The 16342-nt window shown below is 60.0% G+C and carries 11 protein-coding genes; all 11 read right to left on the bottom strand.

What is annotated here, in order from left to right; genetic code table 11:
- Window positions 1-147: 147 nt before the first annotated feature.
- The 11 genes from hemE to ACP3TY_RS23470 all read right to left on the bottom strand — a co-directional run bounded on the left by hemE (window position 148) and on the right by ACP3TY_RS23470 (window position 16147).
- A complete protein-coding gene (hemE, locus tag ACP3TY_RS23420) occupies window positions 148-1215 on the bottom strand; it encodes a uroporphyrinogen decarboxylase (protein ID WP_053116656.1) in 1068 nt (355 codons plus the stop codon).
- A 354-nt stretch (window positions 1216-1569) separates the two neighbouring features.
- A complete protein-coding gene (locus ACP3TY_RS23425; protein ID WP_039757038.1) occupies window positions 1570-2988 on the bottom strand; it encodes an FAD-dependent oxidoreductase in 1419 nt (472 codons plus the stop codon).
- 124 nt (window positions 2989-3112) lie between these two features.
- Window positions 3113-7558, bottom strand: coding sequence for a glutamate synthase large subunit (gene gltB / locus ACP3TY_RS23430; RefSeq protein ID WP_426618603.1), 4446 nt, complete (start codon window positions 7556-7558; stop codon window positions 3113-3115).
- 349 nt (window positions 7559-7907) lie between these two features.
- Window positions 7908-9500 carry an AAA family ATPase gene (locus ACP3TY_RS23435; protein WP_426618604.1) on the bottom strand — a complete coding sequence of 531 codons (1593 nt, stop codon included), beginning with the start codon at window positions 9498-9500 and terminating at the stop codon, window positions 7908-7910.
- A 10-nt stretch (window positions 9501-9510) separates the two neighbouring features.
- Window positions 9511-10611: a 3-dehydroquinate synthase gene (gene aroB / locus ACP3TY_RS23440; protein ID WP_053116653.1), complete on the bottom strand. Its 1101-nt coding sequence runs from the start codon at window positions 10609-10611 to the stop codon at window positions 9511-9513.
- A gap of 152 nt (window positions 10612-10763) precedes the next feature.
- Window positions 10764-11282 carry a shikimate kinase AroK gene (aroK, locus tag ACP3TY_RS23445; protein WP_053116652.1) on the bottom strand — a complete coding sequence of 173 codons (519 nt, stop codon included), beginning with the start codon at window positions 11280-11282 and terminating at the stop codon, window positions 10764-10766.
- A 4-nt stretch (window positions 11283-11286) separates the two neighbouring features.
- Window positions 11287-13359: a type IV pilus secretin PilQ gene (gene pilQ / locus ACP3TY_RS23450; protein WP_426618605.1), complete on the bottom strand. Its 2073-nt coding sequence runs from the start codon at window positions 13357-13359 to the stop codon at window positions 11287-11289.
- 13 nt (window positions 13360-13372) lie between these two features.
- Window positions 13373-13900, bottom strand: a complete 528-nt coding sequence (locus ACP3TY_RS23455; RefSeq protein ID WP_426618606.1) for a pilus assembly protein PilP — start codon at window positions 13898-13900, stop codon at window positions 13373-13375.
- Window positions 13897-14520, bottom strand: a complete 624-nt coding sequence (gene pilO / locus ACP3TY_RS23460) for a type 4a pilus biogenesis protein PilO (RefSeq protein WP_426618607.1) — start codon at window positions 14518-14520, stop codon at window positions 13897-13899. Before pilO ends, ACP3TY_RS23455 begins: the two co-directional genes overlap by 4 nt.
- Window positions 14517-15083, bottom strand: coding sequence for a PilN domain-containing protein (locus tag ACP3TY_RS23465; protein ID WP_426618608.1), 567 nt, complete (start codon window positions 15081-15083; stop codon window positions 14517-14519). Before ACP3TY_RS23465 ends, pilO begins: the two co-directional genes overlap by 4 nt.
- Entirely contained in the window at window positions 15083-16147 is a 1065-nt protein-coding gene (locus ACP3TY_RS23470) for a type IV pilus assembly protein PilM (protein WP_212544822.1), read from the bottom strand. The genes ACP3TY_RS23465 and ACP3TY_RS23470 overlap by 1 nt, the downstream gene beginning before the upstream one ends.
- Between the last annotated feature and the right edge of the window lie 195 nt (window positions 16148-16342).

Genomic DNA, 16342 nt, shown 5'->3' on the forward strand with positions numbered 1-16342 from the left:
AACAGGAAACTATTCATCCTCACCCTCAAGAGCCCCTCACCCGAGCTCCCTCCGAAGGGATAAGAGAATGATTGAGTGACATTACACGCATAAAAAAACCTGCCCCGCATGACACGGGGCAGGTTTTTTTGTACAGACGTTGCAGCGTTATTCGTGGTACTGCGCCGACAACTCATGCACCGCACGCAGGAAAGCGCCGGCGTGTTCCGGATCGACTTCCGGGGTGATGCCATGGCCAAGGTTGAACACGTGACCGCTGCCCTTGCCGTAGCTGGCCAGAATACGTCCGACTTCGGTGCGGATCGCTTCCGGTTTTGCGTAAAGCACGGTCGGATCCATGTTGCCTTGCAGCGCAACCTTGTCGCCAACGCGGGCGCGGGCGTTGCCGATGTCGCACGTCCAGTCCAGGCCCAGTGCATCGGCGCCAGCGTCAGCAATGCTTTCCAGCCACAGGCCGCCGTTTTTGGTGAAGAGGATCACCGGCACTTTGCGACCGTCGTTTTCGCGGATCAGACCGCTGACGATTTTCTTCATGTAGGCCAGCGAGAATTCCTGATACGCCGCCGCCGACAGGTTGCCGCCCCAGGTATCGAAGATCTGCACCGCTTGCGCGCCGGCCATGATCTGGCCGTTGAGGTACGAGGTCACCGACTGCGCCAGTTTATCCAGCAGCAGGTGCATGGCTTGCGGGTTGTCGTAGAGCATCGCTTTGGTCTTGCGGAAGTCTTTCGACGAGCCGCCTTCAACCATGTAGGTCGCCAAAGTCCACGGGCTGCCGGAGAAGCCGATCAGCGGCACACGGCCGTTCAATTCGCGACGGATGGTGCTGACCGCGTCCATGACGTAGCCGAGGTCTTTGTGCGGATCAGGGATCGGCAGGGCTTCGATATCGGCGAGGGTGCTGACGACTTTTTTGAAGCGCGGACCTTCACCGGTTTCGAAGTACAGGCCTTGGCCCATGGCATCGGGGATGGTGAGGATGTCGGAAAACAGGATCGCCGCGTCCAGTTGTGGATAGCGGTCGAGCGGTTGCATGGTGACTTCGCAGGCGAATTCCGGATTCATGCACAGGCTCATGAAATCACCGGCCTGGGCGCGGCTGGCGCGGTATTCCGGCAGATAGCGACCGGCCTGACGCATCATCCACACAGGGGTGACGTCTACGGGTTGCTTGAGCAGGGCGCGGAGGAAACGGTCGTTCTTCAGGGCAGTCATGTCGGCATCCGGAAAAAAAGTGCGGGCATTTTCTCAGAGCGCGACGCAAAAGGCACGGATGCAGGTCAGCCTTTTGTCTATCGGGTCAATTTATTGCGCAATGATCGTTCCCACGCTCTGCGTGGTAATGCCTCCTGTGACGCTCTGCGTCACGCTTTTGGGGACGCAGAGCGCCCCCGGCTGCATTCCCACGCAGAGTGTGGGAACGATCAATCACTAACACCGAGAAACAAATGTGGGAGCGAGCCTGCTCGCGAAGAGGTAGGCCCATCCAACATTTAAGTTGGCTGACAGACCGCTTTCGCGAGCAGGCTCGCTCCCACAGGTTTATTGCGTTTGGCTAAGGAGTCGGGTTTAGACACCCAGGTAATCAAGGATCCCTTCGGCGGCGTTGCGGCCTTCGAAGATCGCCGTTACCACCAGGTCGGAACCGCGCACCATGTCACCACCGGCGAAGATTTTCGGGTTGCTGGTCTGGTGCTTGTACTGACCTTGCTCAGGCGCAACGACGCGGCCCTGGCTGTCGGTCTGGATTTCGAACTGTTCAAACCACGGCGCCGGGCTCGGGCGGAAGCCGAAGGCGATGACCACGGCGTCGGCCGGGATGATCTCTTCGGAACCCGGGATCGGTTCAGGGCTGCGACGGCCACGGGCGTCCGGTTCGCCGAGACGGGTCTCGACCACTTTGACGCCTTCGACCTTGTCTTCACCGACGATGGCGATCGGCTGGCGGTTGTAGAGGAATTTCACGCCTTCTTCCTTGGCGTTTTTCACCTCTTTGCGCGAGCCGGGCATGTTCGCTTCGTCACGACGATAAGCACAGGTCACCGATTTGGCGCCCTGACGGATCGACGTGCGGTTGCAGTCCATCGCCGTGTCGCCGCCGCCGAGTACCACGACCTTTTTGCCTTTCATGTCGACGAAATCTTCCGGCGACTTTTCAAAGCCCAGGTTGCGGTTGACGTTGGCAATCAGGAAGTCCAGCGCGTCATAAACGCCCGGCAGATCCTCACCGGCAAAACCGCCCTTCATGTAGGTGTAGGTGCCCATGCCCATGAACACGGCATCGTATTCGGCGAGCAGTTGTTCCATGGTCACGTCTTTGCCGACTTCGGTGTTCAGACGGAACTCAATACCCATGCCGGTGAAGACTTCGCGACGATTGCTCAGCACGGTCTTTTCCAGCTTGAACTCGGGGATGCCGAAGGTCAGCAGACCGCCGATTTCCGGGTTCTTGTCGAACACCACCGGGGTCACGCCACCGCGTACCAGCACGTCGGCACAACCCAGACCCGCCGGGCCCGCGCCGATGATCGCGACACGTTTGCCGGTCGGTTTGACCTTGGACATGTCCGGGCGCCAGCCCATGGCGAACGCGGTGTCGGTGATGTACTTCTCGACCGAACCGATGGTTACCGCGCCGAAGCCGTCGTTAAGGGTGCAGGCACCCTCGCACAGACGATCCTGCGGACACACCCGGCCGCAGACTTCCGGCAGGGTGTTGGTCTGGTGCGACAGCTCGGCGGCCTGAAGGATGTTGCCCTCGGCCACCAGCTTCAGCCAGTTTGGAATGAAGTTGTGCACCGGGCACTTCCATTCGCAATACGGGTTGCCGCAACCCAGGCAGCGGTGGGCCTGATCGGCCGACTGCTGGGGTTTGAACGGTTCGTAGATTTCGACAAACTCTTTCTTGCGTTGACGCAACAGTTTCTTCTTCGGATCTTTGCGCCCGACATCGATGAATTGAAAGTCGTTACTGAGACGTTCGGCCATCTTCAAAACCTCATAACAGCAGCTTCAAGCTACTAGCTTCAAGCTGCAAGAAAATCACTCTGCAGGCACATCGCGCACTGCTGTTAACTTGCGGCTTGTAACTTGCCGCTTGCAGCTGCGTCTTTTATTGCGGACTCGCACGAGTACTGGAGAGCAGAGATTTCAAACTCGCCGCCTTCGGTTTGACCAGCCAGAAACGGCGCAAGTAGTCATCGAGGTTTTCGGCGAGTTCACGACCCCACTCGCTGTCGGTTTCCGCGACGTACTCGTTCAGCACGTTTTGCAGGTGGCTGCGATAGGCTTCCATCGCCTCGCCGCTGATCCGCTGGATTTCCACCAGTTCGTGGTTGACCCGGTCAACGAAGGCGTTGTCCTGGTCGAGCACGTAGGCGAAACCGCCGGTCATGCCAGAGCCGAAGTTGTAACCGGTCTTGCCCAGAACGCAGACAAAACCACCGGTCATGTACTCACAGCAGTGATCGCCAGTGCCTTCCACAACCGTGTGGGCACCGGAGTTACGCACGGCGAAACGCTCGCCTGCAGTGCCAGCGGCGAACAGCTTGCCGCCCGTCGCGCCGTACAGGCAGGTGTTGCCGATGATGGCGCTGTCCTGAGTCTTATAAACGCTGCCCTTCGGCGGCACGATGGTCAGTTTGCCACCGGTCATGCCTTTGCCGACGTAGTCGTTGGCATCGCCTTCGAGGTACATGTTCAGACCGCCGGCGTTCCACACGCCGAAGCTCTGACCGGCAGTGCCTTTGAAGCGGAAGGTGATCGGCGCTTTCGCCATGCCCTGGTTGCCGTGCTTGCGCGCGATTTCGCCGGAGATCCGCGCGCCGATCGAACGGTCGCAGTTGCAGATATCCAGGTCGAATTCGGCGCCGCTCATGTCGTTGATCGCCGACGAGGCCATCTCGACCATTTTCTCGGCCAGCAGGCCTTTGTCGAACGGCGGGTTGCGCTCAACGCCGCAGAACTGTGGCTTGTCCGCCGGGATGTGATCGCTGCCCAACAGCGGCGTCAGGTCCAAGTGGTTCTGCTTGGCGGTCTGGCCTTCGAGGATTTCCAGCAGATCGGTACGACCGATCAGCTCTTCGAGGGAGCGCACGCCGAGCTTGGCCAGCCACTCGCGGGTTTCTTCGGCGACGTAGGTGAAGAAATTCACCACCATGTCGACGGTGCCAATGTAGTGATCCTTGCGCAGCTTCTCGTTCTGCGTCGCAACGCCGGTGGCGCAGTTGTTCAGGTGGCAGATACGCAGGTATTTGCAGCCCAGCGCGATCATTGGCGCAGTACCGAAGCCGAAGCTTTCAGCGCCGAGGATTGCAGCCTTGATCACGTCGAGGCCGGTTTTCAGGCCACCGTCGGTCTGCACCCGGACTTTGCCGCGCAGGTCGTTGCCGCGCAGAGTCTGGTGGGTTTCGGCGAGGCCGAGTTCCCACGGTGCGCCGGCGTATTTGATCGAAGTCAGCGGCGAAGCACCGGTGCCGCCGTCGTAGCCGGAGATGGTGATCAAGTCCGCATAGGCCTTGGCCACACCGGCGGCGATGGTGCCGACGCCCGCTTCAGCCACCAGCTTCACCGAAACCAGTGCCTTCGGGTTGACTTGCTTGAGGTCGAAAATCAGCTGCGACAAGTCTTCGATCGAGTAGATGTCGTGGTGCGGCGGCGGCGAAATCAAGGTCACGCCCGGCACTGCATAACGCAGCTTGGCGATCAGCCCGTTCACTTTACCGCCCGGCAGTTGCCCGCCTTCGCCCGGCTTGGCGCCTTGGGCGACCTTGATCTGCAGCACTTCGGCGTTGACCAGGTATTCCGGGGTCACGCCGAAACGACCCGTCGCAACCTGCTTGATTTTCGAGCTCTTGATGGTGCCGTAACGTGCCGGATCTTCACCACCTTCGCCGGAGTTGGAACGCGCACCGAGGCGGTTCATGGCTTCGGCCAAGGCTTCGTGAGCTTCCGGCGACAAGGCGCCCAGCGAGATACCGGCGGAGTCGAAGCGCTTGAGCACCGATTCCAGCGGCTCGATTTCACTGATGTCCAGCGGCGTGTCGAGGGTCTTGACCTTGAACAGGTCGCGGATCATCGATACCGGACGGTTGTCCACCAGCGAGGTGTATTCCTTGAACTTGGCGTAGTCGCCCTGCTGCACGGCGGCTTGCAGGGTGTTGACCACGTCCGGGTTGTAGGCGTGATATTCGCCACCGTGGACGAACTTCAGCAGACCGCCCTGCTGGATCGGCTTGCGCGGACTCCAGGCTTCGCTGGCGAGTGCTTTCTGCTCGGCTTCGATGTCGACGAAACGCGCACCCTTGATGCGGCTCGGCACGCCACGGAAGCTCAGGTCGCAAACTTCTTCGGACAGGCCGATCGCTTCGAACAATTGTGCTCCGCGGTAGGAGGCGATGGTCGAGATACCCATCTTCGAGAGGATCTTCAGCAGACCTTTGGTGATGCCTTTGCGGTAGTTCTTGAACACCTCATAGAGGTCGCCCAGCACTTCACCGGTACGGATCAGGTCGCCCAGCACTTCGTACGCGAGGAACGGATAGACCGCCGAGGCGCCGAAACCGATCAGCACCGCAAAGTGATGCGGGTCACGGGCGGTCGCAGTTTCAACAAGGATGTTGGAATCGCAACGCAGGCCTTTTTCGGTCAGGCGGTGGTGTACGGCACCGGTCGCCAGCGAGGCGTGGATCGGCAGCTTGCCCGGGGCGATATGGCGGTCGCTCAGGACGATCTGGGTACGACCGGCGCGCACGGCTTCTTCAGCCTGATCGGCAACGTTGCGGATCGCCGCTTCGAGGCCAACGCTTTCGTCGTAGTTGAGGTCGATGATCGCCCGTTCGAAACCCGGACGGTCGAGGTTCATCAACGAGCGCCACTTGGCCGGCGAGATCACTGGCGAGCTGAGGATCACGCGCGAGGCGTGTTCCGGCGACTCCTGGAAAATGTTGCGCTCGGCACCGAGGCAGATTTCCAGCGACATCACGATCGCTTCACGCAGCGGGTCGATCGGCGGGTTGGTAACCTGCGCGAACTGCTGACGGAAATAGTCGTACGGCGTGCGCACGCGCTGCGAGAGCACGGCCATCGGCGTGTCGTCGCCCATCGAGCCCACGGCTTCGTAGCCTTGCTCGCCGAGCGGACGCAGGACCTGATCGCGCTCTTCGAACGTGACCTGATACATCTTCATGTATTGCTTGAGCTGATCGACGTCGTAAAACGCCGAACCGTGGTCGTTGTCTTCCATGGTCGCCTGGATGCGCAGAGCGTTCTTGCGCAGCCATTGCTTGTACGGATGACGGGACTTCAGACGGTTGTCGATCGCGTCGGTGTCGAGGATCTGCCCGGTTTCGGTGTCCACCGCGAAGATCTGGCCAGGGCCGACACGACCTTTGGCAATCACGTCTTCAGGCTTGTAGTCCCACACGCCGATTTCCGACGCGAGGGTGATGAAACCGTTGGTAGTGGTGACCCAACGCGCCGGGCGCAGACCGTTACGGTCGAGCAGGCACACCGCGTAACGACCGTCGGTCATTACCACGCCGGCCGGGCCGTCCCACGGCTCCATGTGCATCGAGTTGTACTCGTAGAACGCACGCAGATCCGGGTCCATGGTTTCGACGTTCTGCCACGCTGGCGGAATGATCATCCGCACGCCACGGAACAGGTCGATGCCACCGGTGACCATCAGTTCGAGCATGTTGTCCATGCTCGATGAGTCGGAACCGACACGGTTAACCAGCGGGCCGAGTTCTTCCAGATCCATCAGATCGTTGCTGAACTTGGTGCGCCGGGCCTGCGCCCAGTTGCGGTTACCGGTGATGGTGTTGATCTCGCCGTTGTGGGCGAGGAAGCGGAATGGCTGAGCCAGCGGCCATTTCGGCAGGGTGTTGGTGGAGAAGCGCTGGTGGAACACGCAGATCGCGGTTTGCAGGCGCTCGTCACTCAGATCTGGATAAAACGCGGCCAGATCGGCCGGCATCATCAGGCCTTTATAGATGATGGTTTTGTGCGAAAAGCTGCAGATGTAGTGGTCGGAGTCGACGGCGTTGGACACCGACGAACGACGACGCGCACTGAACAGCTTCACGGCCATGTCCTGATCGCTCAGGCCTTCGCCGCCGATGTACACCTGCTCGATTTGCGGCAGGCGCTCAAGGGCCAGGCGGCCGAGGACGCTGGTGTCGATGGGCACTTTGCGCCAGCCGATCAGCTGCAGGCCTTCAGCGAGGATCTCGCGGTTCATGTTTTCGCGAGCGGCTTCGGCCTTGGCCGGATCCTGGTTGAAGAAAACCATGCCCACCGCATATTGCTTGGGCAGCTCGACGCTGAATGTTTCCTGGGCAATGGCTCGCAGGAACGCGTCAGGCTTCTGAATCAGCAGACCGCAACCGTCACCGGTCTTGCCGTCGGCATTAATCCCACCGCGGTGGGTCATGCAGGTCAGGGCCTCAATGGCCGTTTGCAAAAGGGTATGACTGGGCTCGCCCTGCATATGGGCTATCAGGCCGAAACCGCAGTTATCCTTGAATTCATCTGGTTGGTACAGACCTGCTTTCATAGACACTTTCTCACCAGGCTGCCTCTTGTCGAGGCAAATTTCTTTTCAATTCAACCACTTGCGATCCGCGCCGAACGTACGCCGGCTTAGCGGGGGCAAAAGGGTGGTCATTGTACACAGCGACACAGAGGCTCACAAATTTGACGACGAAATGTCGCAAATTCATGTCGCATTTGTGAAAGGTTTAAAGCGATCTGCTGTGCTAGTCAAAACTTTTTTAATTCTGACCGCAACGACTCAAAGACTACTATGACGCAGACACCACAAGGCACGCGACCTGGAAGGAAGCGCGCACTTGCAGAAATTTTGAGGTGCTTGGAGAGGCGGCCTGGGTAAGGCCGCCGAATCTTCAGCGAGTTGTTGCCAGTTCTTGTTGGACGCTGGCGACAGTGCGAGGCCAAGGTTTACCAGCCTGAACCTTCGCTGGCAAGGCCTTGATGGCAGAAACGGCCGCATCACGATTGGCGAAGTTGCCATAAGTGATCACGTAAAGCGGCTTGCCGTTGAGGACTTTCTTGAAATAACGGTACTCGCCGCCCTGCTCCTTGACGAAGTTTTGCGCGGCAGTTTCCGAGCTGGTGCCGAGGATCTGCACCACGTAGTTACCGGTCGGCTGACCGGCGTACCAGCTGCCACCGGCGGCTTTGGCCACGGTAACCGGCTTCTCGGCAGGCTTGGCAGCAGCGGCTGGCTTGGCCGGCGCTGGAGCCGGTTTCGCTGCAGGCGCTGCCGGAGCAGGCTTGGCGGTAGCAATTTGGGTTGGCGCTGGCGTCGGCTTCGCGGCCGGGGCTGGAGCCGGTGTTGGCGCAGGGCCAGCCGGAACGCCTGCAGGTGGCGCGGAAGTGGTGACGGTCGGCGGTGTGGCGCTGGAGCCTTCGACCGGCACGCCGTCGTCGCCTTCGGTGATGCCTCCGGCCGCTTCAGCCAACGGGCCACGCATGACCGGTTGCGAGTTGCCGACCAGCGGCAGCGGCATCGGTTGGGTATTGCCGGCGAATTCGACGGAAGGATTAGCCCCGTTCGCCCCGCCCTGACCCAATGGCAACTGCGCCTGTTCATTGGCAGGAGCGCCGGTAGTTGGTGTCTTGTTGCGACCCGGCATCAGCCAGGCGGCGGCGACCGCAACCACAACGACGGCAGAAATCGCCAATACGTGTTTCTTCGGCATGTTGAACCCCATACTTGGACGCTTGACCGCAGAGCGGCTGGCAATCATGACTTCGATCAGTGCATCGCGAGCGACCTGGTTGATGTTGCCTGGCCAACCCTCGGCGCTTTCGTGAATATCAGAGATCTGATCCGCGGTGAAAAGTTCGACACCACGGCCTGCACCTTCGAGCCGTTGGTCGAGATACTCGCGGGTCTCTTCTTCGGTGTACGGCTGCAATTCGATGACGTGGAAACGCTCTTCCTCAAGGTGCAAAGCCTCGAGTTGCGCGATCAGCGACGACTCACCAAACAGGAATACGTGCGGGCGACCTTCCGGTGCGCCGGCACCCAGCGCCATCAGCGCTTCGAGGGCGGATTCGTCGAGTTGTTCGGCGTCATCCACCAGCAGATAGACTTCCTGACCGGTCAGCGCGAGTTGCACCACCTGATCCAGAATCGCGCCCACTTCGGCCTGAGCGACGTTCATCGCCTGGGCAACCTGACGCAGCACACCGGCCGCATCGCCGGCGCCACGGGCGGAAACCACCACGCTCTGTACCGATTGCTTGTTGGTGCTGGCGACCAGCGCCTGACGCAGCAAGGTCTTGCCGCTGCCTTGCGGGCCAGTGACGACCAGCAGCAACTGGCTGTAACGCGCCAGATGATGCAACTGACCCAGCACCGGTTTGCGCTGGGCCGGGAAGAATTTAAAACCCGGCACTCGTGGCGCGAAGGGGTCGTGGCTTAACTGGAAATGGCCGAGGAACGCCTCGTCGGCATGCAAACTAGTCATTGGAATCTTTTCAACCTTTAAGCTGAGCCAGGGCGCGGTAATCCGCTCCCAGCGTGGCCTGTAGAACCTCTTTCGGATAATCGGCGGTCACTACCGCTTCGCCCATCCGGCGCAGCAGCACCAGGCGCAGACGACCGTCGATCACTTTTTTGTCGATTGCCATGTGTTCAAGAAAATCGGCTTCGGTCATTTCTGTCGGCGGCACCACCGGCAGACCGGCGCGCTGGAACAGACGAATGCCGCGATCACGTTCCGCTTCGCTGATCCAGCCCAGACGCGCGGACATTTCCAGCGCCATCACCGTGCCAGCTGCGACGGCCTCACCATGCAACCAGACACCATAGCCCATGTGGGTCTCGATGGCGTGACCGAAGGTGTGGCCGAGATTGAGGGTGGCGCGCACGCCGGTTTCTTTCTCGTCGGCGCCGACCACCGCAGCCTTGGCCGCACAGGAGCGCTCGATGGCGTAAGTCAGGGCTTTTTGATCCAGCGCACGCAGGGCGTCGACGTTGTCTTCGAGCCAGCCGAGGAACGGCTCGTCGCAGATCAGACCGTACTTGATGACCTCTGCCAGGCCGGCGGACAGTTCACGCTCGGGCAGGGTTTTCAGCGAGGCGGTATCGATCAGCACCACGTTCGGCTGATAGAACGCGCCGACCATGTTCTTGCCCAGCGGATGGTTGATACCGGTTTTGCCGCCCACCGACGAATCGACCTGGGACAGCAACGTCGTCGGGATCTGAATGAAGTCGACGCCGCGCTGATAGCAGGCGGCGGCGAAACCGGCCATGTCGCCGATCACACCGCCGCCGAGGGCGATCACGGTGGTGCGGCGGTCATGACGCGCGGTCAGCAGACCGTCGAAGATCAGTTGCAGGGTTTCCCAGTTCTTGAAGGCTTCGCCGTCCGGCAGCACCACGGAGATCACCGAGAACTGCGCGAGGCTACGGGTCAGACGTTCGAGATAGAGCGGCGCAACGGTCTCGTTGGAGATGATTGCCACCTGCCGCCCATGGATATGCGGTGCCAGCAACTCGGGCTGATCCAACAAACCTTCGCCAATATGAATCGGGTAGCTGCGCTCGCCTAGATCGACCTTGAGTGTCTGCATGTGTCCCCACAGTGAAGATGGAAGCAGGCATCCTGCCCTGAATTATTGGTTATCTGCGGCCTATAGCGGGTATGACGCCGCTCGCCCGCCAGCCGCCACAACCGCGACGGGTTGTGACAGGACGCCGAGGATAGCGCATTTCGAGCGATGCTTTAACGGGGAGGAAGCTGCGCCAGACGCTCGAGAATGTCGAGCACTACCATGCGCGGCGGCCGTTCGTCGGTTTCCACCACCAGATCGGCGATTTCCCGATACAGCGGATCACGGATCGCCAGCAGATCGCGCAGGGTTTTCTCGGGATTGGCGGTGCGCAGCAACGGCCGATTGCGATCGCGCGAGGTGCGGCCGACCTGCTGTTCGACGGAGGCGTGCAAATAGACCACGCGCCCGCCCTCATGCAGAGCCTTGCGATTGGCATCACGCATCACCGCGCCGCCGCCGGTCGCCAGCACCACACCATCGAACTCGCACAGCTCGGCGATCATCGCCTGCTCACGGTCACGAAAGCCGGGCTCGCCTTCCTTATCGAAGATCCACGGGATATTGGCGCCCGTGCGCAGTTCAATTTCCTTGTCGGAATCTTTGAACGGCAGGCGCAGCTCTTTGGCCAGCAACCGGCCGATGGTGCTTTTACCAGCGCCCATCGGTCCTACAAGAATCAAATTTCGCACAGAATCAACGACTCACAGCAATCGCCTGGTTATTCATGATACGCGGAGTGAGAAATACCAGCAGCTCGGATTTTTTCTCCGAAACCACATCACGCCGGAAAAGGCGGCCAAGATACGGCACATCGCCAAGAAATGGCACCTTATCTACGACCTTGCTTTGAGTATTTGAGAAAACACCACCAATCACGATGGTTTCGCCGTCATTGACCAGCACCTTGGCGTTGACCTCGTTTTTCTTGATCGGCGGCACATCCTGCACTTTGTTCAGGTAATCCGGCTCATCCTTGGTGACCTTGACCTCCATGATGATGCGGTTATCGGGGGTGATCTGCGGCGTCACTTCCAGCGACAAAGACGCCTCTTTGAACGACACCGAAGTCGCGCCGCTGGAGCTGGCTTCCTGATACGGAATCTCGGTGCCCTTGAGGATCTTCGCGGTCTCCTTGTCGGAGGTGACCACTTTCGGTTGCGAAACGATTTCACCGTTGCCGGTCTTTTCCATCGCCGTCAGTTCGAGATCGAGCAAGACGTTGTCAGTAATAAAGGCGATGCCGATCCCCGAGGTGTTGCCGACCGTGCCCATATCGACGAACGGCGAGTTGGTGCTGGTGCTGCCCGGCGTGCCGATGGTGGTCGATGAACCGTTAACCCCGGAGGCGTTCCAGTTGCCCTTGTTCTGGATTGAGCCGCCCCAGCGCACGCCGAGGCTTTTGTCGTAATCGACGTTGGCCTCAACGATTCGGGCTTCGATCATCACCTGACGCACCGGAATATCCAGTTGCGCCACGATCCGTCGCAGCTCGTCGAGGCGATCCTGGGTCTGGTAGGCAATGATGTTGTTGGTGCGCTCATCGACGGTGATCGAACCGCGCTCATCGATTTTCGCCTCGGCGCTGGTCACCGACTGGAACAGCTTGGCGATGTCTGCTGCCTTGGCGTAATTCACTTGCAGCAATTCACGACGCAGCGGCGCCAGTTCGGCGATCTGCTTCTGCGACTCCAGCTCCTGGCGTTCCCGGGCGGCAATTTCATCGGCGGGCGCGACCAACAGCACGTTGCCGATTTTGCGTTTATCCAGCCCTTTGGTTTTCAGCACCAGATCCAGCGCCTGATCCCACGGCACGTTTTGCAGGCGCAAGGTAATGCCGCCCTGCACCGTGTCACTGGCGACCAGATTGAGGTTGGTGAAATCGGCGATCAGTTGCAGCACCGAGCGCACGTCGATGTCCTGGAAATTCAGCGAGAGCTTTTCACCGACGTACGCCTGGCGGTCAGCATTGCGCTTTTGCAGATCGTCGACGGTCATCGGCCGGACGCTGACGGTCAGCTTGTTGTCGGTCTGGAAAGTTGAATAGTCGTAAGTGCCGCCGGGCTCGACGGTGATGATCGCGCGATCACCGCTGACGCTGGAATTGACGAACTGCACCGGGGTGGCGAAATCCTTGACGTCGAGGCGTACGCGCAGCTTTTCCGGCAGTTGCGTGCGGGCGAAGCTGAGGATGATTTTGCCGTCATGCTCCTGAATATCCGGGGCGATGGTCGGGTCGGACAAATCAATGACCACATTGCCTTCGCCCGCTGTGCCGCGTTGAAAGTCGACGCCGCGAATGACTTTGGTTTTTGCGACATAAGGTTTTATCGGTACCGCAACAGGCGTAATGCGCGGCGCGGCAACGGGACGCGGTGCTGCGGCCGGAGCACCTTGCCCCACCACCACGAACAGATTATTGCCATCGACCCGCGTGTCATACGGCGCCAGTTGCGTCAGGCTGACGATCAGTCGCGTGCGATCCTTGGCCTCAACCACCGTCGCCGTGCGCGCATTACCGCTGCCTAGATCGAGATTCTTGCTGGCCAACTGGCTGGCAACCCCGGGCAAGTCCAGAGCAATCCGCGCCGGCGATTCAGTGGTATAGCCCTTGGGCTGCGGTGGCGGGCCGTCGAACGACAGCTTCAGCTCGACGCGGTCACCCGGCAAGGCCGCCACGTCCAGCGTCTTCAGATTGGCCGCAATAACCATCGGTGACAACAACGCTATCCATAGCGAAAAACCGAGGGTGGAGAAAATCCTGTTCATTGTTCGACTTCCACTATGAGTGCTCTTTCAAAGGAATAGTGCGCGGACGTTCCAGCCAGGCCCCTTCGCCGTCGGGAACGATCTCGACCACATCGACCTGGGTGGCGCTGATCGAAACGATGCGTCCGTCGTTGCGCCCCAGGTAGTCGCCGACCTTCATCCGGTGCACGCCGCCGGCTCCGCGCAACAGCGCGAAAGAGCCGCCGGCGTTGGAGATGGTGCCGACCATTTCAAACTGCTCGATGTTGAAACCTTCGAGGTACTGCTTGACCCGATTGGAGTCGGGTTTGACGTTGCGCGAACCCTGTTTTTGCCCGGCCAGATCGATGCGCACCTGACGCGAGAACGGGCTGCGCAGGTTGGCGGCGCTGTAAGTGAATGTGGGGTAAGACCGGAATGTCGGGGTTGGTTCAATTTTCCCCGGCGGGCGCAGTCGCACTTCATTCATGTAGGCATCAAGGTCGCTGAAGTCATTGCCGCCACCACAACCATTGAGCGCGAGCAGTGCCATCGACAGGGCCAAATAGCGTGGCGGGCTCATTTTTGCAGCCCCTTGTCGTTATAGCGGTACGTCTTGGCGAGGATGTTCATGCGCAGCTTCGTCCCGCCTTCGGGATTGGCTGGCGCCAGTTCGAAATCATGCAGGGTGACGATGCGCGGCAACCCGGCGACGCCGCTGACGAAGGTCGCGAGGTCGTGGTAGGCGCCAGTCACGGTGATCTGGATCGGCAGTTCGATGTAGAACTGCTGGGTGACCTCCGGCAGCAATTTGATCTCTTCAAATTCCAGACCGCTGCCCAGACCGGTGCGGGTGATGTCTTCGAGCAGGCCCGGCACTTCGGTGTCGCTGGGCAACTGCCGCAACAGCACACCGAAGGAGTTTTCCATCTCCTTCATCTGTTGGGTGTACAGCTCGAGATTGGCCGAGACATGCGCTTTGCTGGCGAACTGCTCCTTGAGCGTGGCTTCCTCTTCGCGCTTGAGGGCGAGCTGATCTTCCATGTCACTGATGAAAAAGTTGTAGCCCAGGGCGAGCACCAGAATCATCAGCAATGCGCCGGCCATGGCTTTTACCGCCGCTGGCCACGAGCCGATGTTGCTGGTGTCGAGATCGTTGAAGTCGATGTTGCGCAGGCTCTCCAGCCATTCGGACGGCTTCATGGCTCGTCCTCCGTCGTCTTCGGCTGCGTCTGACGAACGGTTAACTGGAAGACGTTGGCCTGTTCCACCTGATCGGCTGAGGTGGCTTTGACTTCATTAAGGCTCGGCGCATCGAACCAGTCGGAGGCGTCAAGATTGCGCATCAACTCGGAGACACGGTTGTTCGACTCCGCCGCGCCACTGATGGACAGGGTTTTGCCGAGCATTTTCACTTGGGTGAAATACACGCCGTCGGGCAGCGTCCGCGCCAGTTGATCGAAGATCCGCCCGCTGACCTGCCGGTTGCCCTGCAAGTCCTGGATGATGCGCATGCGTTCGACCAGTTGCTGGCGATGGGCCTTGAGTTCACTGATCTGTTTGATCCGTTCGTCGACCACGGCAATTTGTTTGCCGATGTAATCGTTGCGCGCCACTTGTCGATCGATCGCCGCGCTGATCACCTGATCGGCGATGAACACCGCGCCCACCGAACCGACGATGACGCCGGTCAGCGTCAGCAGGAAGCGTTTGCGCCGCTCTTCACGGCGCTCCTCGCGCCACGGTAAAAGGTTGATCCGCGTCATCAGTCGAAACTCCTGAGCGCGAGCCCGCAGGCAATCATCAGGGCCGGCGCATCACTGGCCAGGGCGCCAGCGTTGACCTTGCTGCTCAGGGACATATCGGAAAACGGATTGGCCACTTGCGTCGGCGTATTCAGGCGCTGTTCGATCAGGCGATCGAGCCCCGGCACCGACGCCGTGCCGCCGGCCAGCAGAATGTGATCGACGGCGTTGTACTGCCCGGAGGCGAAGAAAAACTGCAGCGAGCGCGAAACTTGCTGCACCAGCGCTTCGCGAAACGGTTGCAGGACTTCGCTGACGTAATCGTCGGGCAAGCCGCCCTGCTTTTTCGCTAGTCCCGCCTGTTCGACGGTCAGGCCGTAACGGCGCTGGATTTCTTCGGTCAGCTGGCGGCCGCCGAACAGTTGCTCGCGGGTATAAATGATTTTGCCGTTGTGCAGAACGCTGAGGGTGGTCATGGTCGCGCCGATGTCGACCACTGCCACGGTGAGGCGCTCTTGCGAGGCGGCGAGTTGCTTGGAGAGCAGGCCGAACGAGCGCTCCAGCGCGTAGGCCTCGACGTCCACCACCCGCGCGGTGAGCCCGGCGAGGGCCAGCGCTGCTTCGCGGACTTCGACGTTTTCCTTGCGACAGGCGGCCAGCAACACGTTGACCCGTTCTGGATTGCGCGGCGAAACGCCCTGGACTTCGAAATCGATGGCGACTTCATCCAAGGGATAGGGAATGTATTGGTCGGCTTCGATTTTGAGCTGGTTTTCCAGTTCGTCGTCGGAAAGTCCGGCGTCCATTTCGATGACTTTAGTGATTACCGCTGATCCGGCCACCGCCACCGCCACGCTCTTGAGCCCGGTGCGCGCCTTGACCAGTACCCGACTGAGGGCTTGGCCCACGCCTTCGAGTTCGGCGATGTTTTTTTCGACCACGGCATTCGCCGGCAACGGCTCTACCGCGTACGCCTCGACCCGGTAGCGATCGCCCTGACGGCTCAGCTCCAGCAGCTTTACCGAGGTGGAGCTGATGTCGATCCCCAGTAACGTATGGGTCTTTTTATTGAAGAGTCCTAGCACTACCAATTCCCTATGACTTTCCGTGAGTTACGGACTCTGTAATACGCATTGCGTTCCCTGACCCCACCTTGACAGAAGCGTCAATGACGCCTCCGACGGAAAAGTGCTTATAATGCCCAGCGATTTTTTCCGCTTTTTACTGCCTGCGCGGGCGTTCTGTGTGTAGCCGGAACCCCGTCGCCAAATTCATTCTTT

This window comes from Pseudomonas rustica (assembly GCF_049959085.1).
In the GTDB taxonomy this organism is placed as follows: domain Bacteria; phylum Pseudomonadota; class Gammaproteobacteria; order Pseudomonadales; family Pseudomonadaceae; genus Aquipseudomonas; species Aquipseudomonas rustica.

Coding starts and splice junctions, on each gene's coding strand:
- hemE (WP_053116656.1), bottom strand. CDS start 1,215: ATGACTGCCCTGAAGAACGACCGTTTCCTCCGCGCCCTGCTCAAGCAA.
- ACP3TY_RS23425 (WP_039757038.1), bottom strand. CDS start 2,988: ATGGCCGAACGTCTCAGTAACGACTTTCAATTCATCGATGTCGGGCGC.
- gltB (WP_426618603.1), bottom strand. CDS start 7,558: ATGAAAGCAGGTCTGTACCAACCAGATGAATTCAAGGATAACTGCGGT.
- ACP3TY_RS23435 (WP_426618604.1), bottom strand. CDS start 9,500: ATGACTAGTTTGCATGCCGACGAGGCGTTCCTCGGCCATTTCCAGTTA.
- aroB (WP_053116653.1), bottom strand. CDS start 10,611: ATGCAGACACTCAAGGTCGATCTAGGCGAGCGCAGCTACCCGATTCAT.
- pilQ (WP_426618605.1), bottom strand. CDS start 13,359: ATGAACAGGATTTTCTCCACCCTCGGTTTTTCGCTATGGATAGCGTTG.
- ACP3TY_RS23455 (WP_426618606.1), bottom strand. CDS start 13,900: ATGAGCCCGCCACGCTATTTGGCCCTGTCGATGGCACTGCTCGCGCTC.
- pilO (WP_426618607.1), bottom strand. CDS start 14,520: ATGAAGCCGTCCGAATGGCTGGAGAGCCTGCGCAACATCGACTTCAAC.
- ACP3TY_RS23465 (WP_426618608.1), bottom strand. CDS start 15,083: ATGACGCGGATCAACCTTTTACCGTGGCGCGAGGAGCGCCGTGAAGAG.